The sequence below is a fragment of the Streptomyces sp. HmicA12 genome (assembly GCF_000373565.1).
In the GTDB taxonomy this organism is placed as follows: domain Bacteria; phylum Actinomycetota; class Actinomycetes; order Streptomycetales; family Streptomycetaceae; genus Streptomyces.
In genome coordinates this window covers 124,498-143,243 of the sequence record NZ_KB891800.1, presented here as the reverse complement: position 1 = coordinate 143,243, position 18,746 = coordinate 124,498, and the positions used below count along the sequence as shown (strand labels likewise).

Here is an 18,746-nt window from a genome sequence, read left to right as displayed (position 1 = left end):
ACGACGCCACCGGGTCCGGGGCCCTTTTTCCCACATCCGGGCGGCCGCCGCGGCTCACGTCTCCGCTCGAAGCGCGGGCCGCGGCGGCAGGCCGCCCGGAGTCAACTACTCGCCGGGGTGGGCGAGTTCGATGTCGTGGCCGTCGACACCGCTGCCGTTCACGCTCAGCCCGGTGGCGACCGGCGGGTAACCGGTCGCGATGACCGTGTACTCGCCGCCGTCCAGGTCGGTGAAGGCGTACGCGCCGTCGTCACCGGTGGTGGCGGTGGCGACCACGTTGCCCGCGGCGTCGACGAGCGTGACCCGCGCGTCGTTCAGCGGGCGGCCCGCGGCGTTGATCGTGCCCTGCACCTGCGAGCCGGAGTTGAGCTCGACCTCGACGCGGGTGACACCGGTGCCGCCGACCTCGACGGGCAGCGCCAGCGGGCGGTGCCCGGCCGCGTTCACGGCCACGGTCACCGGGCCGGGAACCAGCTCGGCGAAGGTGAACTCGCCCTCCTGGCCGGAGAGTCCGGTGGCCAGCACGTCACCGCGGACATCGGTGACGATGACCATGGCGCCGACGACCGGGGCCTTGGTCTCCGCGGCCCTGACGACACCGCTGAGACCGCTCGTCCCGCTGAGCAGGATGTCGTACGCGACCGGCTCCTCGCCGACCACGACGGTGGAGGCCTGCGGCTGGTAGCCGTCGGCGGAGGCGATCAGCACGTACGAACCGGCGCCCGGGGCGTCCACACCGTACGAACCGTCGCCCTGGGCCACCGCGCGGCCCAGCTGGCGTCCCCCGAGGGAGATCAGCGTGACCGCGGCGCGCGGCACCGGGGCGGACTCGGCGCCGCGGACGAAACCGCGCACCGGGATGCCGCTGCCGGTGGACTGCGCCGGAACGTCACCGGCGACCGAGGCCACGGCGGCGAGCCGCTGCGTCTGCGGGTCGGCGGCGGGCTCGGCCGCACCGACCAGGCTCGGCACCTTCTCCGGCGCGGGGGCCGGGGTGGCGGTGATGCCGGCGGGGGCGCCGGAAGCGGACGCCTCGGTCTCCTTGGCCTGGTCCAGGCCGCCCGTCGTACGCAGCGGAACCTCCTTGATGAACAGTGTGGCGATGAGCGCGAGCAGGGCGATCGGCGCGGCGATCAGGAAGACGTCGGCGATGCCGTGCCCGTAGGAGCTCTCCATGATGGTGCGCAGCGGCGCGGGGAGCTTGTCCAGGTCCGGGATGGAGCCGCCGCCGGTGCCGCCGTGGCCGAGCGCGGCACCCTTGGGACCGAGGTCGGCGAGGCCGTCCTTGACGTAGTGCGTGATGCGGGTGGACATGATCGAACCGAGCGCCGAGACACCCATCGCACCGCCGAGGGAGCGGAAGAAGGTGACCGTGGAGCTGGCCGAGCCGATGTCCTGCGGGGCGACCTGGTTCTGGGTGCAGAGCACGAGGTTCTGCATCATCATGCCGATGCCGAGACCCATGAGGGCCATGAAGATCGCGACGCGCCAGTACGGGGTGTCGTAGCGGATCGTGCCGAGCAGGCCGAGGCCCGCCGTGATGAGGACGCCGCCGGAGACCAGCCACGCCTTCCACTTGCCGGTCTTGGTGATGACCTGGCCCGCGACGGTCGACGAGATGAACAGGCCGCCGATCATCGGGATCGTCATGACACCGGACATCGTCGGCGACTTGCCGCGCGCCAGCTGGAAGTACTGCGAGAAGAACACGGTGCCGGTGAACATCGCGACACCCACGAAGAGCGAGGCGATCGAGGCGAGCGTGATGGTCCGGTTGCGGAAGAGCCGCAGCGGGATGATCGGCTCGGCGGCCTTGGCCTCCACGAGGATGAAGATCAGGGCGAGCACCACCGCGCCGCCGACCATCGCGCCGGTCTGCCACGACATCCAGTCGTACTTGTCGTCGGCGAAGGTGACCCACAGGAGCAGGGTGCAGACCGCGGCGGTGATGAAGAAGGCACCGGCCCAGTCGACCTTGACGTTGTCCCGCTTGACCGTGGGGAGCTTCAGCGTCTTCTGGAGCACGATGAGCGCGATGATCGCGAACGGCACACCGACGTAGAAGCACCAGCGCCAGCCGAGCCACGAGGTGTCGGTGATGACACCGCCGAGCAGCGGGCCGCCGACGGTGGCGACGGCGAAGGTCGCACCGAGGTAGCCGGAGTAACGGCCCCGCTCGCGCGGGGAGATCATCGCGGCCATCACGATCTGCGCGAGGGCGGACAGACCGCCGACGCCGATGCCCTGCACCACACGGCAGGCGATCAGCATGCTGGGGCTCTGCGAGAGCCCCGCCACGACCGAGCCGCCCACGTAGACGATCAGGGCTATCTGGACGAGCGCCTTCTTGCTGAAGATGTCGGCGAGCTTGCCCCACAGGGGCGTGGTCGCGGTCATCGCCAGCAGCGACGCGGTGACGACCCAGGTGTAGGCGGACTGGCCGCCACCGAGGTCTCCGACGATCTCGGGCAGAGCGTTGGTGACGATCGTCGACGACAGGATGGCGACGAACATGCCGAGCAGAAGCCCGGACAGCGCCTCCATGATCTGCCGGTGCGTCATCGGAGCGCCGGAGCCGGGAGCGGCACTCCCGTGCTTGGCATGGCTGCCCCGCACACCAGCCGGTGTGGATGTTGCCATGGGATTCCTTTTCTTACGTCTTTTGCGTCTTTACGCGGGTGTACGGGTGGTCCGGCAGTCGCCGAAGCTGTCGCGCAGCCTGGTCATGAGCGCGATCAGCTGACCGACCTCGTCGTCGGTCCAGTCGCTCAGCCGGTCGGCGAGCAACTGGGTGGTGCGGGTACCGAGCTCCGTCATCTGCCGATGGCCCTCATCGGTGAGGTGCAGGATGCGGGAGCGTTTGTCGGCGGGGTCGGGGCGGCGTTCGATCCAGCCCCGATCGGCGACATGGGCGACGTGCCTGCTGGTCACCGACATGTCGACGGCGAGCAGCTCCGCCAGCCGGCTCATCCGCATCTCGCCGTAACGGGCGAGCAGCGTGAGCACGGCGGCCGAACCGGCCGGACAGTCGTGGGGCAGGATCCGCGCCATGTCCCTTTTGACGGCACCGATGGCGCTGAGCTGCCGCGCCAGTTCGTCATAGTGACGCTGTGCGGCCACAGCACCTCCTGACCGAATCCTTATTTGTTGCTTAGAGCAACCATAGAAGCAGTTGGTTGCCGCAGGCAAACTAAAAGGGGCGTTCGACTCTAAAAACTAGGCAAACGTCCGGGTCGTATGGTGTAAAGACGCAGCTCAAGTGGGCTGTGGGTGACCTGTGGCGCCCGTGCCGCCGATTCGCTAGGGTCCTTCCCCATGGCACACAACCCCCAGGGCCCGGGTCCCGAAGGCAACTACGACCCCGCGGGCAACACTCAGATGTTCCGCGCCTTCGTCGACGAGGGCGGCACGCCGACCCCGCGCGCGCAGGCGGCTCCGGTGAAGTCAGGCCCCGGCGCGGGCCTGATCGTCGGCATCGTGGTCGCGGTCGTCGTGGTGGCGGCAGTGGCCTGGCTGGCCCTCAAGTAACCAGCGGGACAAGGGAGTCGGGGCAGCAGTCGCCGTCGGCGGGCCGCTGCCTCACTTCCACTTCACGGAGACGTCCCGCGTCTCGACGTGCATCCCGAGCGGTACGCGCCAGGAGTCGACGCACACGTTCCACGTCTTCTCCTTCTTCTCCCCCGCCCCGATGGGCACGGGGAGCTCCTCGGTGGACTCGACGGTCGCCCAGTCGATCCCCAGTGAGCCGATGACGTGCGTCCCGAAGGTGACGCTCCCCGAACGCACCGCGCTCCCACCGGAGTTGCGCAGGGTCAGTGTCACGTCCTGACACCACCGCTTGTCGGCGTCCTTCAGTACGGCTTCGCTCACCTTCAGCGCGGCGGGCCCGGCGGGCGACGGCGCACTGCCGCCCTGCTGCTGCGCGGGCGTGGAACCCGCGCTCGATCCGGGCGAGTTGCCGCCCCCGGAGCCACCGGAGTCAGGGGACCTACTGGGGTCGCTGCTGTGCTCCGAGCCGGAGGAAACCGAGTCGCCGGAGTCAGTGGAGTCGTCGGCGCCCGAGTCGGTGGCCCCCGCACCGGACCCGCTGCCCGTGTCGCCGTCGCCGCCCGTGCTCCCGGAGTGCTCGTCGCCCCCGTCCGATGCGGCCCCGGACGACTGCGCAGGGTCCGGGTCGAGCGGTACGAGCCGCACCTTCCCGGTCGGCGCGACGCTGTCGCCGGGCGCGCTGGGCGCACCGGCCGCTCCCACGGCGACGTACTTGGAGGGCCCGCCGTCCCCGCCGAGGGCAACGGCGGCGGCCCCGCCCAAACCCATCACGGCAGCCGAGGCGACGCCCACGGCAGCGCCTCTACGTCCTCGTATCCAGGTCCGCAGCATCGCGCCAGTGTGTCTGACGGACCGTCAATTAGGAACCCCGCCAACCCCGCCGGTACCGGGGAGCGGGGTCCTGAGCGGCGACCTCAGTCCGCGATCAGCCCTTCGCGCAGCTGCGCCAGCGTGCGGGTCAGCAGCCGGGACACGTGCATCTGCGAGATCCCGACCTCCTCGCCGATCTGCGACTGCGTCATGTTCGCGAAGAACCGCAGCATGATGATGCGGCGCTCGCGGGGCGGCAGCTTCGCCAGGAGCGGCTTGAGCGACTCCCGGTACTCGACGCCCTCCAGAGCCGTGTCCTCGTACCCCAGGCGGTCGGCGAGCGAGCCCTCGCCGCCGTCGTCCTCGGGCGCGGGCGAGTCCAGCGAGGACGCGGTGTAGGCGTTGCCCACCGCGAGCCCGTCGACGACGTCGTCCTCCGAGACGCCCAGCACGGCCGCGAGTTCGGGAACGGTCGGCGACCGGTCCAGCTTCTGCGCGAGCTCGTCGCTCGCCTTGGTGAGGGCGAGCCGCAGCTCCTGAAGCCGGCGCGGCACGCGCACCGACCAGGACGTGTCCCGGAAGAACCGCTTGATCTCGCCGACCACGGTCGGCATGGCGAAGGTCGGGAACTCGACGCCCCGCTCGCAGTCGAACCGGTCGATCGCCTTGATCAGGCCGATGGTGCCGACCTGGACGATGTCCTCCATCGGCTCGTTGCGACTGCGGAAGCGCGCCGCCGCGTACCGCACCAGCGGCAGGTTGAGCTCGATGAGGGTGTCGCGGACGTAGGCGCGCTCGGGGCTGTGCTCGTCGAGCGTGGCGAGCCGCAGGAAAAGGGAGCGGGACAGGGTGCGGGTGTCGATGGGCCCTGTGGGCACGGTCGGCACGGCCGTCCCGGAGGTCTCCTGGACCGGGGGCGGGGTCGGGGCCGAAGCCTGGGCCGGAACAGGAACAGGCGTGTCGGGCGAGAGCGTGAGCACCTTCGAGCTGCCCTGGTCTGCGGACATGCCACCCCCTTGAGGTCGCGGACGGTCGCGGCGGACGCTCCCGTCAGGTAGGAGCGCAGCCTCCACCTGAATACCGGACGTGAGGCTGCGCCAAACGCGGTTCCAGCAGAATGTCACATGTCGGCAACACGCTGTAGTGACATGTCGACATGTATGGGGCGGATCCGCGCAGGAAGCAGGGGGTGTGGCCGAAGGTGACGGCGATTCCGTCGAGAAATCCCGTCGGAAGCGGTCTACCCGATTCAGCTACGCATCGATCCTGTTTGCGGATCGAAGTCGCGCGAAACTACGGGCGAGGAGTCTTGACACGTGCATCTGCGAGACACCCAGTTCGGCACTGATCTGGGACTGGGTCAGGTTGTTGTAGTACCGCAGCAGCAGGATCCGCTGCTCCCGCTCGGGGAGCTGGACGAGCAGATGCCGTACGAGATCGCGGTGTTCGACGCCGTCGAGCTCCGGGTCCTCGTAACCGAGCCGGTCGAGCAGCCCGGGCATCCCGTCGCCCTCCTGCGCGGCCTCCAGGGAGGTCGCGTGGTACGAGCGCCCCGCCTCGATGCAGGCGAGCACCTCGTCCTCGCCGATGCGCAGCCGTTCGGCGATCTCGGCGGTCGTCGGGGACCGGCCGAAGGCGGTGGTCAGGTCCTCGCTCGCCGCGTTGACCTGCACCCACAGCTCGTGCAGGCGGCGCGGCACGTGCACGGTGCGCACGTTGTCCCGGAAGTAGCGCTTGATCTCACCGACGACGGTCGGCATGGCGAAGGTCGGGAACTGCACCCCGCGGTCCGGGTCGAACCGGTCGATGGCGTTGATCAGGCCGATGGTGCCGACCTGGACGACGTCCTCCATCGGCTCGTTGCGGCTGCGGAAGCGGGCCGCCGCGTACCGCACCAGGGGCAGGTTCGCCTCGATCAGGGCGCCGCGCACCCGGGAGTGCTCGGGCGTGCCCGGCAGCAGGTCCTTGAGCTGGGCGAAGAGGACCTGGGTGAGTGCCCGGGTGTCGGCCCCGCGCGACTTCGCGGGCGGAGTCTGGGGCTGCGGCGCCTGCGGAGGCTGTGGCGCCTGCGGCGCTTGCGGTGCTTCTTGAGGCGCAGTACTGGCCGGCACGGTCAACCCCACCTCTGTTTCCGTCAACTCATCGGTCAAAAGCGGTCATAGCATCACAAGACATGTGCACTGTGTGCAAGCACCGCATAACTACGTGTTGAAGGGCTAGTTGGGGCAAAAGACGCAAAAAAGCCCCCCACCGTTCCGGTGAGGGGCCGCTCGATCGTGTGACGCGAGCAGGTGTCAGAACGCGTAGTCGGCGATCACCCACGTGGCGAACTCACGCCACTGCGCGACGCCCGCCTGGTGCGCGGGGTGCTCGATGTAGCGCTTCAGGGCGTCGGTGTCCTCGACCGCCGAGTTGATCGCGAAGTCGTACGCGATGGGGCGGTCGGTGATGTTCCAGTCGCACTCCCAGAACGTCAGCTCGGGGATCTGCTCGCCCAGCGCGCGGAAGGCCTCGACGCCCTCGACCACACGGGGCTCGTCACGGCTGACGCCGTCGTTGAGCTTGAACAGGACCAGATGGCGGATCACGGGCGACGCTCCTCGGCCGAACTCACGAACTCACGAATTCACTTGCCGCCGTTGGCCACCCAGGTCATGAAGTCCCCGATGGCCTGCGCGGCGGTCGATACGCCTTCGAAGCCTATCTGGACGTAGTCGGCGGCCTTGGCGGGGTCGGTGATGATCACGTACAGCACGAACACGATCACCAGGAAGAGCCCAATTTTCTTCGGATCCATCGTGCTAGGCCTCCCCGTGCCCCGGTGTATCTCGTGTGACCCCTGTTGCCGGGCGCGAGTCTAACGTGACGCTCTCTCACATGACCTTTAAGGACCAACGACCCTGCTCCACAGGCCCTTTGCCGCCGTCGCGCGGTGTTCCCGTGGCGCAGGATGGGTGGTGAGCCCGGAGGGTCTGGCAGGAATCCGAAGGGCAGGGACAGGACCCCGACTGCGGGGTCCACGCCGCAGACTTCCCCCTGACGCGGCGTGGGCTTACGGGCGTCCGTCCTCGTCGGGGGAAGCGGCTTGTCCCCCCGATGCCGCTTCCCCCGCCCCGAGCGGGACGAAGAGCCCCGGTGCCCCTGGTCAGGCGCCGGGGCTCCTCGCGTTGCTCCGGGCGGGCCGGCGTCTTTCACGGCGGCCGCGACAGCTCGAAGGGCCCGGCTCAATGAGCCGGGCCCTTCGTCAAGAGCGGTAGCGGAGGGATTTGAACCCTCGGTGAGTTTCCCCACACTCGCTTTCGAGGCGAGCTCCTTCGGCCGCTCGGACACGCTACCGAGAGGAACTCTAGCCCATAGGGGGCCGTGGTCCGAAATCCGTTTCCCTGAAGAAGCGGGTCAGGGGCTCGGCGCACTCCTCGGCCAGGACACCGGAGATCACTTCGGGCCGGTGGTTGAGCCGCCGGTCGCGGAGCACGTCCCACAGCGAGCCGGCCGCACCGGCCTTGTCGTCCCGGGCTCCGTAGACGACGCGGTCGACGCGGGACTGGACGGCGGTGCCCGCGCACATGGTGCACGGCTCCAGGGTGACGACGAGCGTGCAGCCGGTCAGCCGCCACTCTCCCGCCTGTTGTGCCGCCCGGCGGATCGCCAGGACCTCGGCGTGGGCGGTGGGGTCGCCGGTCAGCTCGCGTTCGTTGTGCGCGGTGGCGAGGACCGTCGTGCCGTCCGGAGCGAGCAGGACGGCGCCGACGGGCACATCGCCGCCCGCCGCGGCGAGCCCGGCCTCGGCCAGGGCCTGCCGCATGGCGGGCTTCCAGGGATCACGTACGGGATCGGGGGTCTCGTCAGTCGCGGGGGGCGTCACGGCCAGGAATCTAACCCCGGTGGCCGGCCCCCGGGGTCAGCGCACCGTCTCGAGGACCTCCGCGGCGCCCAGTGCGTCGGCGATCTCGCTCAGGGCGTCCACCCCGTCGAGCGCGAGCAGTTCCTTCTCGGAGACGCCGAGGTCGGCGAGGATCTCGGTGTCCCCGAGCGGCCCCGCGGGCACGGCGTCGGAGCCCGCGCCGCCACCACCACCGCCGTCGTCCTCTTCTTCGCTGTCGTCGGAGGACGCCTCGGGTTCGCCGTCCTCCGTGCCGTCCAGGTCGAGGGCGTCGAGTTCGTCGACCCCCTCGACGGAGTCCGGATCCTTGCCGAGCAGTTCGTCGGTGAGCAGGATCTCGCCGTAGCTGCTGCGGGCGGCGGCCGCCGCGTCCGAGATGTAGATACGAGGGTCGTCCTCGCCGTCCAGGCGGACGACGCCGAACCACGCGTCCTCCTGTTCGATGAAGACGAGGACCGTGTCGTCCTCAGCGTCGGCCTCGGCCGCCGCTTCGCGGGCCAGGTCGGACAGATCCGACAGGGTCTCCACGTCGTCGAGCTCTGTATCGCTCGCTTCCCACCCGTCTTCGGTGCGCGCGAGCAGTGCGGCGAAGTACACCGTGACTCTCCCACTGGTCTCAGGTGTGCCGGTCGGGGGTCCCCCCGGCGGAGTCTTGGTGGACGGGAGTGCAGTTCAAGCCCCGCCCACTCGGAATCGTGGCAGAAAGTGCGCCGTCAGGAGAGGTCTTCCGTGCGCTGTGTTTGGCGTCGTGTCCTCGGCGGGGTGCGCGCACGGGTGTCGGGTGTGAGGCGCGTCACCTGCGTGTCACCGCTGGGACACGGGATGCGCGGCCGGCCGGGGCACGGGCGTGCCCCGGCGCATCACCATCGGAACGTGCGCATCCGCATCTGCTGACGCATCCGCGCGGCCCGCGCGCGGCGCGGCTGGACGCGGGCCCGCAGCTCGCGTGCCTCGGTCAGCTCGCGCAGGAACAACGCGCGGCGGCGCCTGCGTTCGGCGTCCGTCTCGGGTTCCTGCCGTCCGGCCGCCGTCTCGTTCTCGGCGTCCGGGCCGTGCTGTGCTCGGCGCTTCTGGTCCGGCATGGGCCACACCACCACCCCAGTCGACGGGTCCTTCCCCATTGTCCCTCGCCCCTCGGGTTTCCCTCTTGGTGCGGCTTTGATGCCCGTGGGGCGCCCGGGGAATGCCGGTGCGCGAGGGAGCCGCGGTCACGGGGCCCGGTTACTGTTGAGGACATGCGGATCCACGTCGTCGACCACCCGTTGGTGGCGCACAAACTCACCACGCTGCGCGACAAGCGCACCGACTCCCCGACCTTCCGGCGCCTGGCCGACGAGCTGGTCACCCTGCTCGCCTACGAGGCGACCAGGGACGTGCGCACCGAGCAGGTCGACATCGACACCCCCGTCTCGCGGACGACCGGCGTGAAGCTGTCGTACCCGCGTCCGCTGGTGGTGCCGATCCTGCGCGCCGGTCTCGGCATGCTCGACGGCATGGTGCGGCTCCTGCCGACCGCCGAGGTGGGCTTCCTCGGCATGGTGCGCAACGAGGAGACCCTGGAGGCGTCCACGTACGCGACGCGCATGCCGGACGACCTCTCCGGCCGCCAGGTCTACGTCCTCGACCCGATGCTCGCCACGGGCGGCACGCTCGTCGCGGCGATCCGGGAGCTCATCAAGCGCGGTGCGGACGACGTCACCGCCGTGGTGCTGCTCGCCGCGCCCGAGGGCGTCGAGATCATGGAGCGGGAGCTGGCCGGTGCGCCGGTGACCGTGGTGACCGCGTCGGTCGACGAGCGGCTGAACGAGAGCGGGTACATCGTGCCGGGCCTCGGCGACGCGGGCGACCGGATGTACGGGGCCGCCGAGTAGTCGGCCCCGCCCACGATCACAAGCCGCAGTCGCGTCCGCTCATCGACCGAGCGGACGCGACTGCGGCTTTTCCGTGGTTCCTAGGGGGTCATGCGCAGCTCGGCGACGAGGAAGGGGCCGGCTCCGGGTCGCTCAGCGCGCGGAGCGCCTTGTCCGCCTTCGCCTTGGGCGTGAGCCCCTTGAAGTCCTTGCCGATGATCAGGTCGACCTCGGTCGGCTTGTCGCGGGTGTCCGACTTCAGCTCGGCGCCCGAGAGCTGGGTGCCCAGGACGGGAAGCGCCGCGTCGGAGGCCGACGCGGCGCCGAGCAGTATCCCGACGCCCTTGACCTTCTTGTCGTACGTCTTTGTCGCGTTTCCTACGTCGCCGATGGCGAAGCCGCGCTTCTTCAACTCGTCGGCGGTGTCCTTGGCCAGGCCGCCGCGAGTCGTGGCGTTGAAGACGTTGACCTTGATTCTGGCGGGGGCGGGCAGCTTCGCCGCGGCCTTCGTCGGGGAGGGGGACGCGCTCGGTTTCTTCGCGCAACGCGAGGAGCCCGGACCAGCCGCGCTGGCCTTGGCGCCGCCCGTGAAGATGTCGACGAGCTGGAACGATCCCCAGCCGATCAGGCCGATCGCCGCGACGGACGCGACGACGGCGAGCACGATCCTGCTGCGCGGGCGGCCGCGCCGCATACGCGGGTACTTGTCCCCCGTGATGCGGTACTTACCGCCCATGCCGGGGGGAGTGAGCATGCTCATGGGCGCAGCGTAGTGCTGCCCGGCGGCGATGCCTATTAAATGATCAGTGGTGGCCGCTCAGTCCAACCCAAAAGGGCCAATGCGGACGTGAGGTCCCGTCAGGCCGGTGGCCGGCGTCAGCCGAGTTCGAGGACGCGGGCGTGCAGCACCTGGCGCTGCTGGAGCGCGGCGCGGACGGCGCGGTGCAGCCCGTCCTCCAGGTACAGATCGCCCTGCCACTTCACGACGTGCGCGAAGAGATCGCCGTAGAACGTCGAGTCCTCGGCGAGCAGGGTCTCCAGATCGAGCTGGCCCTTGGTCGTCACCAGCTGATCGAGGCGGACCGGGCGCGGCGCGACGTCCGCCCACTGCCGGGTGCTTTCCCGGCCGTGGTCGGGGTACGGCCGGCCGTTTCCGATGCGCTTGAAGATCACACGGAAAGCCTACCGGGCGAGGCTCTCCGGGCGCAGCCATGGAGACGGAGTGCAACCCTGGGAAATATCGCCATGAACTGGTGTGAAATGTGAACACTCAAACCCGGGACAGGGGCCTGAAATGGGTGACAGCGAGCCGATGACGGGCGAGCAGGCGAGTGCGGCGGACCCGTCCGGGTCAGGTACGGGCGTCTCGTTGACACCGGGGTCGCAGGCGCCGCAGGAGGAGACGGCCGCCCACCCCGAGGCCGTCACCGGCGCCCCGGCGCTGCCCGCCGAGGCCCTGGAGATCGCCGCCGGGTACGCCTTCACCGGGCCCGCGCTCGACCTCGGCGCGCTGCTGTGGGACGGGCAGTGCCACGCGGACGCCCAGATCCGCATCCCGCTGCCGATGCTGAACCGGCACGGTCTGGTCGCCGGCGCCACCGGCACGGGCAAGACGAAGACGTTGCAGCTCATCGCGGAGCAGCTGGCCGCGCAGGGCGTCCCGGTCTTCCTCGCGGACATCAAGGGCGACGTCTCCGGCATCTCGGCGCCCGGCGAGGACGGCGACAAGATCCGCGGGCGGGCCGGTGAGGTCGGTCAGGACTGGCAGGCCACCGGTTTCCCGTGCGAGTTCTACGCGCTGGGCGGCATCGGCACCGGCATCCCGCTGCGCGCGACCGTCACCAGCTTCGGTCCCGTGCTGCTGTCGAAGGTGCTGCAGCTCAACCAGACCCAGGAGCAGTCGCTCGGCCTGATCTTCCACTACGCGGACCAGAAGGGCCTCGAGCTCGTCGACCTGAAGGACCTGCGGGCGGTCGTCACCTTCCTCACGTCCGACGAGGGCAAGCCCGAGCTGAAGACCATCGGCGGCCTGTCGACCGTCACCGCCGGGGTGATCCTGCGGGCCCTGACCGCGTTCGAGGCGCAGGGCATGGGGGACTTCTTCGGGGAGCCGGAGTTCGACACGAGCGAACTGCTGCGGACCGCTCCCGACGGGCGGGGCCTGGTCTCCGTACTGGAACTGCCCGCCGTGCAGGACAAGCCGCAGCTGTTCTCCACGTTCCTGATGTGGCTGCTCGCCGATCTGTTCCAGCGGCTGCCGGAGGTCGGCGATGTCGAGAAGCCCAAGCTCGTCTTCTTCTTCGACGAGGCGCACCTCCTCTTCAACGGGGCGTCGAAGGCGTTCCTCGAAGCGATCACGCAGACCGTGCGGCTGATCCGGTCCAAGGGCGTCGGCATCTTCTTCGTGACGCAGACCCCGAAGGACGTGCCCGCCGACGTCCTCGGGCAGCTCGGCAACCGGGTGCAGCACGCGCTGCGCGCCTTCACGCCCGACGACCAGAAGGCGCTGAAGGCGACCGTGAAGACCTTCCCGAACTCGGGGTACGACCTGGAGGAGACCCTCACCTCGCTCGGCACCGGTGAGGCCGTGATCACCGTGCTCAGCGAGAAGGGCGCGCCGACGCCGGTCGCGGCGACGCGGCTGCGGGCGCCGGAGTCGCTGATGGGGCCCGTGGAGGCGGGGGCGCTGGACGCGGCGGTGAAGGGGTCGCTGCTGTTCTCGCGGTACGCCGACGCGGTGGACCGCGAGTCGGCGTACGAGAAGCTGACCGCCCAGGAGGCGCAGACCGCGGCCCGCAAGCAGGCCGAGGTGGAGGCCGCCGAGGCCGAGAAGGCGGCGAAGGCGGCCGCCAGGGCGAAGCCGGCGCAGGACGCCTCCGTCGTGGACCAGGTCGTGGGCAGCGGGATCTTCAAGTCGCTGGCCCGGTCCGTGGGGACGCAGCTGGGGCGGGAGATCTCCCGGTCGATCTTCGGTACGCGCAGGCGGTGAGCCGATCGCGCTCCTGAGAGGCCCGGCCCGCATTCCGCGGGCCGGGCCTTCGCTCAGCTCCTGTTCTTCTCCTGGTGGGCCTGTGGCGTCCTGTCCTGCGGGGCCGGACGTTCCTGGGACCGCTGGTCGGCCCGGCTGTCTCGGGCCGCTTCCGCGCGCAGCAGGGCGCGCAGGAGCGCGTACGGGTCCTTGGGCATGGCTGGGGTGTCCTTTCGGTGCTGACAGGGGTCTCCGGGGGTGGCGGTGACTGTCAGCAGCGCAGGACGACCGTGCGCAGGGCGCGGTGGGACAGGCGCGCGGGGTGGTTCGCGGGGGCGGGGGCGAGCGGGGCCGCCGCCGGGAGCGGACGGCGGGGCGGCGGGGCCGTGAAGGGGCGGGTGTGGTGGCCGCCGGAGAGGCGGACGGCCGCTTCGAAGGTGTCCTGGCTCGGGTCGCCGGGCTCGCAGGCCGCGGCGGCAGCCGGGGGCGGGGCCGCGGCCTCGGCGGACGCGGCGGCGAGCGGCGTGAACAGGAGGGCGACGACCAGCAGGAGCGCACGCGCCCAGGCCCGGGCACGGGGGCCCGGCGCGGCGGGGGACGGTGCGGCGCTCATGCGTCGACATGTCCCCCGGACACGCCCATGACGTGATCTCCGGGCGGCCTTTTCCGCTCTCTTGGGCTACGCGGACGTCAGCGTGCTGACGTCTTGGCCGCCTTCGCCGCCTTGGCCGCGGCCTTCATCTCCTGCTTGTGGGCGCGGACCTTGGCCAGGGACTCGGGCCCGGTGATGTCGGCGACGGAGCGGAACGCCTTCGCCTGCCCGTAGTCGCCGGCGGCCTCCCGCCAGCCCGTGGGCCGCACGCCGAGCTGCTTGCCGAGCAGGGCGAGGAAGATCTGGGCCTTCTGCTTGCCGAAGCCGGGCAGGTCGTTCAGACGCTGGAGGAGCTCCTTGCCGGTGCCGACGCCCTCCCACACGGCCGCCGCGTCACCGTCGTAGTGCTCGACGAGGTACGCGCACAGCTGCTGGACGCGCTGGGCCATCGAGCCCGGGTAGCGGTGCACGGCCGGCTTCTCGGAGAGCAGCGCGGCGAACGCCTCGGGGTCGTGGGCGGCGATCTCGTGCGCGTCCAGGTCGTCGGCGCCGAGCCGGTCGGCGATCGTGCGCGGCCCGGCGAACGCCCACTCCATGGGCACCTGCTGGTCGAGCAGCATGCCCACGAGCGCGGCGAGCGGGCTGCGGCCGAGCAGTTCGTCGGCGGCGGGGTCCTGGGCGAGGTGGAGGGTGACAGCCATACGTCGATGATCGCGCGGGGTGCTCAGCCGCGCGCCACGAGGAGCGCCGAAGCCGTCAGGCCGACCGTGACGATCACCCCGCGCAGCACCGCGGGAGGCAGCCTGCGGCCGATGCGCGCCCCGATCAGACCGCCCGCCGTCGAGCCCGCGGCGATCAGCGCCGCCACCGTCCAGTCGACGTCGGCGACCGCGATGAACACCACCGCGGCGACGCCGTTGACGATCGACGCGAGGACGTTCTTCGCGGCGTTCAGGCGCTGCAGGTCGTCGCGGAGCACCGCGCCGAACATGCCCATGAGCAGCACGCCCTGGGCCGCGCCGAAGTAGCCGCCGTAGACGCCGATGCCGAGGACGCCGAGCCACATGGGCAGGCCGCCGTCGGTGCGGCCCGAGCCGGCGGCGGCCTGACGCTCGCGGAGCCGGCGGTTCAGGCGCGGCTGGAGCAGGACCAGGACGCACGCGGTGACGATCAGGACGGGGACGATCGCGCGGAACGCGGCGTCGGGGAGATTCAGCAGGAGCAGCGCCCCGGCCAGACCGCCGATGAGCGAGGCGGTACCGAAGCGGATCAACCGCCTCCGCTGGCCGCGCAGCTCGCGACGGTAGCCGTACGCGCCGCTGAGCACGCCGGGCACCAGGCCGATGTTGTTGGAGACGTTGGCGAGCACCGGCGGGTAGCCGAAGGCGAGGAGCGTCGGGAAGGTGATCAGGGTGCCGGAGCCGACCACCGCGTTCATGCCGCCCGCGGCCAGTCCGGCGGCGCCGATCGCCACCGCTTCCACAAGGTCCAAGGCTTCGCTTCCTGTAGGTGTCGGCCAGGTCGGTGCCCGGTCTCAACGGGTCGGCACCCGCCGGGAGTTCGCGACCTCCGAGGCGGGTTGCCGCCCTCGGGGCGTCCCGCAGCCGATCGTGCTCCCGGCGACCGACCCAAGTCAATCCTAGGGTTTCCTTACCCTTACCCAAGCTGTAGCTTCAGCCGGTGTGACCCTCGACGACCTCCGTGTCTTCGTCGCCGTCTGCCGCGCGGGCAGTCTCAGCGCCGTCGCACGCGATCTGTCCTGTACGCAGTCCGCGGTGAGCCAGCACGTCAAACGGCTGGAGCGGGAGATCGGCATCGGCCTCCTCGAACGGCATCCGCGCGGCGTCGTGCCCACCCCCGCGGGCCGCATCCTGCGCACCGCCGCGGCCGACGGCATCGGGGCCATCGACGACGCGCTGCGCCGCCTGGACGACCTGGCACGCGGCGAGAGCGGTTCGGTGCGGGTGACCACCGGCGCCACCTCCGTACGCCACTTCATGGCCGAGGCGATCGTCGCGTTCCGGCGCGGGCACCCGCAGGTCAGCCTGGAGTTCCAGACGGTCAGCTCCAGCCGGGCCTGCTTCGCGGCGCTGGCCGCGCACGACCTGGACCTGGCCTGGATCACCATGGGCACCGCGGAGCGCGGCATAGAGCTGCGGCCCGTGGTGGAACTCCCCTGGGTGCTGGCGGTCCAGGAACACGACCCGTTGGCGGCCAAGCCCCATGCCGAGCCGGGCGACCTGGCGGCCTCGGCCCAGCTGATCCTGCCGCCCGAGCACTCCACCTCCCGCGCCCACCTCGACGACCGGTTCGCCGAGCTGGGCATCGCGGGCGCCGCCGCCTCCGGCACCGGCATCGCCGACTGGGACACCGCGGTGCACCTGGCGGAACTCGGCCTCGGCCACGCCGTCGTCCCCGACCTGCCGGGCCTGCGCGGCCCCGGCCACCCCGGGCTCGCCCTCGTCCCCGTCCCCTGCCTGCCACCCCTCCAGGTCGGCTGGGCCGTCCGCCGCTGGGCCGCGCTGCCACCACCGGCCAGGGCCTTCGCGGACCTGGTCGAGAGCGGCTGCCCCGGAACCCCGGCCCGCCGCCCGAACGGGTGACGCCGGATCGCGGACGCCGCGGCCCCCGGCCACGCTGACCCCATGACCACCACGCACCACCTCACGGCCCTGGCCGACGACCACCTGGCCGCGGCCCGCACCGCCGCGCACGGCCGCAGCGCCGAACTGATCCTGCACGAGGACCGGTTGAGGCAGAGCGTCATCGCCCTGGTCGAGGGCACGGCCCTGGAGGAGCACAACGCCCCACCGGCCGCCGCCCTCCAGGTCCTGACGGGCCGCGTCCGCCTCACCGCCGCCTCCGGCGACGTGGAACTCGGCCCGTCCGACCTGCACGCGATCCCGCAGGAACGCCACGGGCTCCTGGCGCTGACGGACACGGTGGTGCTGTTGACCGCGGTCACCGCCTGACCGGGGGGTGCGTCAGACGGTCACCGCGGCCTCGGCGGCGCCCCGGGGGCGTTGCGCGGGACGGCGGTCCAGGCCGGCGAGGTGCGTCACCACGGATCCGTAGAACCGGTCCACGGCGTCGTCGACGCTGCGGATGAATCCCGACTCGGCGTTGCCGCGGGCACCGCCCATTCCCTTGAACAGTGACAGCCGGAAGCCGGTGATGGTGGCACCGTCCTTCGGCAGCAGGTCTCCCGGCTCCGGTCGCAGCCGCTCGAGCGTGCTGCGCGGGCCGCTCCCGGTGTCGACCAACGTCTCCACGTGCAGATCGGCCGGAGCCTGGGCCAGAGCCCTGAGCAGCCGCTTCGCGGAGGACAGGGGATAGCTTCCCTCGGGCGCGGCCACATCGATCGATGTCCGCAGTTTGCCGGTGCGCAGATCCGCGGTGATCCCGAGGATCCCGGGCGACCCGTCCACCCGCAGTTCCGCCGTGAGCCGCCCTTCGTCGCACAGCCGGTCCGCGAGCCCCGTCCGCCGTGCCCCCGGGGCGCTGCCGCGCCTGCTGCGCTGCACCGGTAGCGCCTTCTGCCCCAGCTCCCCGCCGAGTCGCAGGCAGACCTGTCGGATCAGCCGTTCCCAGCTCTCCACGACCTCGACTGCGCGCGGGTCGCCCTGGCACAGCGTCTCCGCGTCGATCGCGTTGCGCACGGGGACCCAGGCGGGCCCCATGTTCTGGAAGCCGTGACAACCGGAGTTCTCGTGCTGGAGGTAGTGCAGCAGCTCCTGCAACAGCCATGCGTGCGCGGCGTTTCCGACCCCCTCGTGCCGGATCAGCATCTGCGCCTGGTGCGCCACCTCTGCCCAGGAGAGATGCCACAGGGACACCTTGTGCTTCCGGCGCCCGTCGATCTTGACGTCCACCAACGGACTGCCCTCCAGAGCCACGTCGTTGGAGAGCGTGATGACCGCTTCATAGCCCCGGCGGGCGGCGATGTCGACGTAGTTCTGCACCTGCTCGGCCTTGAGCGGGTTTCCATTGGTCTTCGTCTCGAGCAGCGCCGTCCACAGCTTGCCCGCCCGCTCCACCCGGATCACGCCGTCCGGGCGCTTGGGAGAATCGCCGTGGGGCAGCGAGACCTCGGTGAAGGTCTGCATACGGCCGGCCGGGGCGCCGAAGCCGGCGGTGAGCCTCCGCCCGAACTCCGGGACCTCGGTCATCACCGCGAGGAGCACCGACGTCGCCCGTGTCTCCCGCTCCTTGTCGCTCCGGAAGGACGGCACGGGAAAGAGCCGGGCAGGCCGCCATGTCTCGTTCTCCGCGAGCGACTTCTTGGCGGCCTTGGGAAGCGTCACCTTCTTCTTCGCCGTGCGAGCCGCGCGCTTCGGTGCGGGTGCGGCCGGTGCCGGGGGTTCGTCGACCGGGCCCGGCTGCGCGGGCAGCGCCGTCGCCGTGGCTGCCGCGGCCGTCGCGGACGGGTCCGCAGGTGGGGCTCCGGCCGCGGTCGACTCCGAGTCGGTCGGTGCGTCGAGGCGGTCGTCGGAAATCTCGGAACCCTCGGCCTCGGCGTCGTCGACGATGTCGATGCCGAAGTCGGTGGCCAGTCCGGCGAGCCCGGACTCGTAGCCCTGCCCGACGGCCCGGAACTTCCACTGGTCCCCACGCCGGTACAACTCGCCGAAGACGAAGGCCGTCTCGACACTCGCGTCGCTGATGGAGAAGCCCAGCAGTGCCTCGCCCGAACGGCCCGAGAGCGTCATGCGGAGGCCGTCGAGGTCGCCGAACGTGGAGGCCCCGTACTGACTGGCCGCGATGACGACGCGGGAGACGTCCGCGCGCATGGCGTCCAGGTCGAGGCCGATCCGGTCCTCGCTGCCGTCGCCCGTGGGCGATTTACCCAGCAGATGAACGGTCCCGTCGGCCGCCGACGGATGGTTGTAGAAGTAGAAGTCGTCGTCGCTGCGCACCTTGTCGTCCGGACCGAGCAGAAGCACGGAGACGTCTGCGTCCCCGTCGCCCGCTGTGCTGCTCCAGCCCAGACTGACGGTCACCGATCCGGTGTCCTCCCCTAAGGACGCCAGGCCGATGTTGGCCCCTTTGGACATCTCGTGCATGTAGCCCCCTCACGTGCCACCGCCGTCATGC

22 protein-coding genes and 1 tRNA gene are annotated in these 18,746 nt (G+C 70.9%); 5 read left to right on the top strand and 18 right to left on the bottom strand.

Annotated features, from left to right (window positions below; genetic code table 11):
* Positions 1-105: 105 nt before the first annotated feature.
* Together B072_RS0108920 and B072_RS42875 are read right to left on the bottom strand one after the other, a co-directional pair.
* Positions 106-2,640: an MFS transporter gene (locus tag B072_RS0108920; RefSeq protein ID WP_026245602.1), complete on the bottom strand. Its 2,535-nt coding sequence runs from the start codon at positions 2,638-2,640 to the stop codon at positions 106-108.
* A gap of 30 nt (positions 2,641-2,670) precedes the next feature.
* Complete coding sequence (locus B072_RS42875) at positions 2,671-3,120, bottom strand: MarR family winged helix-turn-helix transcriptional regulator (RefSeq protein ID WP_018529589.1); 450 nt, start codon at positions 3,118-3,120, stop codon at positions 2,671-2,673.
* Between the two features lie 195 nt (positions 3,121-3,315).
* On the opposite strand from B072_RS42875, the gene B072_RS0108910 reads away from it, so the two are divergent.
* Entirely contained in the window at positions 3,316-3,528 is a 213-nt protein-coding gene (locus B072_RS0108910) for a hypothetical protein (protein WP_018529588.1), read from the top strand.
* 51 nt (positions 3,529-3,579) lie between these two features.
* Here the strand turns inward: B072_RS0108910 and B072_RS0108905 are convergent, their stop codons facing one another.
* From B072_RS0108905 to B072_RS0108865, 9 genes are all read right to left on the bottom strand, one after another.
* Positions 3,580-4,317 (bottom strand): hypothetical protein, encoded by a 738-nt coding sequence (locus tag B072_RS0108905; protein WP_234018826.1) that lies wholly within the window; start codon positions 4,315-4,317, stop codon positions 3,580-3,582.
* Positions 4,318-4,463: 146 nt separating this feature from the next.
* Positions 4,464-5,366 (bottom strand): RNA polymerase sigma factor SigF, encoded by a 903-nt coding sequence (locus tag B072_RS0108900; protein WP_026245600.1) that lies wholly within the window; start codon positions 5,364-5,366, stop codon positions 4,464-4,466.
* Between the two features lie 246 nt (positions 5,367-5,612).
* Positions 5,613-6,509, bottom strand: coding sequence for an RNA polymerase sigma factor SigF (locus tag B072_RS0108895; RefSeq protein WP_078506354.1), 897 nt, complete (start codon positions 6,507-6,509; stop codon positions 5,613-5,615).
* 144 nt (positions 6,510-6,653) lie between these two features.
* Positions 6,654-6,947 carry a Dabb family protein gene (locus B072_RS0108890; protein ID WP_018529584.1) on the bottom strand — a complete coding sequence of 98 codons (294 nt, stop codon included), beginning with the start codon at positions 6,945-6,947 and terminating at the stop codon, positions 6,654-6,656.
* Between the two features lie 38 nt (positions 6,948-6,985).
* Positions 6,986-7,156, bottom strand: a complete 171-nt coding sequence (locus B072_RS48635; RefSeq protein WP_026245598.1) for a hypothetical protein — start codon at positions 7,154-7,156, stop codon at positions 6,986-6,988.
* A gap of 454 nt (positions 7,157-7,610) precedes the next feature.
* Positions 7,611-7,695: transfer RNA gene (locus tag B072_RS0108880), tRNA-Ser, on the bottom strand.
* A 10-nt stretch (positions 7,696-7,705) separates the two neighbouring features.
* Entirely contained in the window at positions 7,706-8,164 is a 459-nt protein-coding gene (gene tadA / locus B072_RS0108875; RefSeq protein ID WP_018529582.1) for a tRNA adenosine(34) deaminase TadA, read from the bottom strand.
* Positions 8,165-8,260: 96 nt separating this feature from the next.
* Entirely contained in the window at positions 8,261-8,839 is a 579-nt protein-coding gene (locus tag B072_RS0108870) for a hypothetical protein (protein ID WP_018529581.1), read from the bottom strand.
* Between the two features lie 263 nt (positions 8,840-9,102).
* Positions 9,103-9,324 (bottom strand): hypothetical protein, encoded by a 222-nt coding sequence (locus B072_RS0108865; protein ID WP_018529580.1) that lies wholly within the window; start codon positions 9,322-9,324, stop codon positions 9,103-9,105.
* Positions 9,325-9,477: 153 nt separating this feature from the next.
* Between B072_RS0108865 and upp the strand changes: the two genes are divergently transcribed.
* The gene (gene upp, locus B072_RS0108860; protein ID WP_018529579.1) at positions 9,478-10,113 is read left to right on the top strand and encodes a uracil phosphoribosyltransferase; all 636 of its coding nucleotides are present in this window, start codon (positions 9,478-9,480) and stop codon (positions 10,111-10,113) included.
* 88 nt (positions 10,114-10,201) lie between these two features.
* On the opposite strand, the gene B072_RS0108855 is transcribed toward upp, so the two are convergent.
* Together B072_RS0108855 and B072_RS0108850 are read right to left on the bottom strand one after the other, a co-directional pair.
* Entirely contained in the window at positions 10,202-10,852 is a 651-nt protein-coding gene (locus B072_RS0108855; RefSeq protein WP_106432839.1) for a LytR C-terminal domain-containing protein, read from the bottom strand.
* Positions 10,853-10,968: 116 nt separating this feature from the next.
* Positions 10,969-11,265, bottom strand: coding sequence for a type II toxin-antitoxin system VapB family antitoxin (locus B072_RS0108850; protein ID WP_003955420.1), 297 nt, complete (start codon positions 11,263-11,265; stop codon positions 10,969-10,971).
* 121 nt (positions 11,266-11,386) lie between these two features.
* Here B072_RS0108850 and B072_RS0108845 point away from each other — a divergent pair, with 121 nt between their 5' ends.
* Entirely contained in the window at positions 11,387-13,081 is a 1,695-nt protein-coding gene (locus B072_RS0108845) for a helicase HerA-like domain-containing protein (RefSeq protein ID WP_018529577.1), read from the top strand.
* Between the two features lie 53 nt (positions 13,082-13,134).
* On the opposite strand, the gene B072_RS48085 is transcribed toward B072_RS0108845, so the two are convergent.
* The 4 genes from B072_RS48085 to B072_RS0108825 all read right to left on the bottom strand — a co-directional run bounded on the left by B072_RS48085 (position 13,135) and on the right by B072_RS0108825 (position 15,144).
* A complete protein-coding gene (locus tag B072_RS48085; protein ID WP_018529576.1) occupies positions 13,135-13,278 on the bottom strand; it encodes a hypothetical protein in 144 nt (47 codons plus the stop codon).
* A 53-nt stretch (positions 13,279-13,331) separates the two neighbouring features.
* Positions 13,332-13,673 carry a hypothetical protein gene (locus tag B072_RS0108835; protein WP_018529575.1) on the bottom strand — a complete coding sequence of 114 codons (342 nt, stop codon included), beginning with the start codon at positions 13,671-13,673 and terminating at the stop codon, positions 13,332-13,334.
* 77 nt (positions 13,674-13,750) lie between these two features.
* Positions 13,751-14,353: an HhH-GPD-type base excision DNA repair protein gene (locus tag B072_RS0108830; RefSeq protein WP_018529574.1), complete on the bottom strand. Its 603-nt coding sequence runs from the start codon at positions 14,351-14,353 to the stop codon at positions 13,751-13,753.
* Positions 14,354-14,376: 23 nt separating this feature from the next.
* Positions 14,377-15,144, bottom strand: coding sequence for a sulfite exporter TauE/SafE family protein (locus B072_RS0108825; protein WP_026245597.1), 768 nt, complete (start codon positions 15,142-15,144; stop codon positions 14,377-14,379).
* Positions 15,145-15,334: 190 nt separating this feature from the next.
* Here B072_RS0108825 and B072_RS0108820 point away from each other — a divergent pair, with 190 nt between their 5' ends.
* Both B072_RS0108820 and B072_RS0108815 read left to right on the top strand, forming a co-directional pair.
* Positions 15,335-16,255, top strand: coding sequence for a LysR family transcriptional regulator (locus tag B072_RS0108820; protein WP_018529572.1), 921 nt, complete (start codon positions 15,335-15,337; stop codon positions 16,253-16,255).
* Positions 16,256-16,297: 42 nt separating this feature from the next.
* Complete coding sequence (locus B072_RS0108815) at positions 16,298-16,624, top strand: hypothetical protein (protein WP_018529571.1); 327 nt, start codon at positions 16,298-16,300, stop codon at positions 16,622-16,624.
* Between the two features lie 12 nt (positions 16,625-16,636).
* Here the strand turns inward: B072_RS0108815 and B072_RS0108810 are convergent, their stop codons facing one another.
* Positions 16,637-18,715, bottom strand: coding sequence for a TerD family protein (locus B072_RS0108810; protein WP_018529570.1), 2,079 nt, complete (start codon positions 18,713-18,715; stop codon positions 16,637-16,639).
* Positions 18,716-18,746: the final 31 nt, after the last annotated feature.

What these genes read in the sequence shown, in the direction of transcription:
- B072_RS0108920 (WP_026245602.1), bottom strand. Translation starts at nt 2,640, where the DNA reads ATGGCAACATCCACACCGGCTGGTGTGCGGGGCAGCCATGCCAAGCAC.
- B072_RS0108910 (WP_018529588.1), top strand. Translation starts at nt 3,316, where the DNA reads ATGGCACACAACCCCCAGGGCCCGGGTCCCGAAGGCAACTACGACCCC.
- B072_RS0108905 (WP_234018826.1), bottom strand. Translation starts at nt 4,317, where the DNA reads ATGGGTTTGGGCGGGGCCGCCGCCGTTGCCCTCGGCGGGGACGGCGGG.
- B072_RS0108900 (WP_026245600.1), bottom strand. Translation starts at nt 5,366, where the DNA reads ATGTCCGCAGACCAGGGCAGCTCGAAGGTGCTCACGCTCTCGCCCGAC.
- B072_RS48635 (WP_026245598.1), bottom strand. Translation starts at nt 7,156, where the DNA reads ATGGATCCGAAGAAAATTGGGCTCTTCCTGGTGATCGTGTTCGTGCTG.
- tadA (WP_018529582.1), bottom strand. Translation starts at nt 8,164, where the DNA reads ATGCGGCAGGCCCTGGCCGAGGCCGGGCTCGCCGCGGCGGGCGGCGAT.
- B072_RS0108865 (WP_018529580.1), bottom strand. Translation starts at nt 9,324, where the DNA reads ATGCCGGACCAGAAGCGCCGAGCACAGCACGGCCCGGACGCCGAGAAC.
- upp (WP_018529579.1), top strand. Translation starts at nt 9,478, where the DNA reads ATGCGGATCCACGTCGTCGACCACCCGTTGGTGGCGCACAAACTCACC.
- B072_RS0108855 (WP_106432839.1), bottom strand. Translation starts at nt 10,852, where the DNA reads ATGAGCATGCTCACTCCCCCCGGCATGGGCGGTAAGTACCGCATCACG.
- B072_RS0108845 (WP_018529577.1), top strand. Translation starts at nt 11,387, where the DNA reads ATGGGTGACAGCGAGCCGATGACGGGCGAGCAGGCGAGTGCGGCGGAC.
- B072_RS48085 (WP_018529576.1), bottom strand. Translation starts at nt 13,278, where the DNA reads ATGCCCAAGGACCCGTACGCGCTCCTGCGCGCCCTGCTGCGCGCGGAA.
- B072_RS0108835 (WP_018529575.1), bottom strand. Translation starts at nt 13,673, where the DNA reads ATGAGCGCCGCACCGTCCCCCGCCGCGCCGGGCCCCCGTGCCCGGGCC.
- B072_RS0108830 (WP_018529574.1), bottom strand. Translation starts at nt 14,353, where the DNA reads ATGGCTGTCACCCTCCACCTCGCCCAGGACCCCGCCGCCGACGAACTG.
- B072_RS0108815 (WP_018529571.1), top strand. Translation starts at nt 16,298, where the DNA reads ATGACCACCACGCACCACCTCACGGCCCTGGCCGACGACCACCTGGCC.
- B072_RS0108810 (WP_018529570.1), bottom strand. Translation starts at nt 18,715, where the DNA reads ATGCACGAGATGTCCAAAGGGGCCAACATCGGCCTGGCGTCCTTAGGG.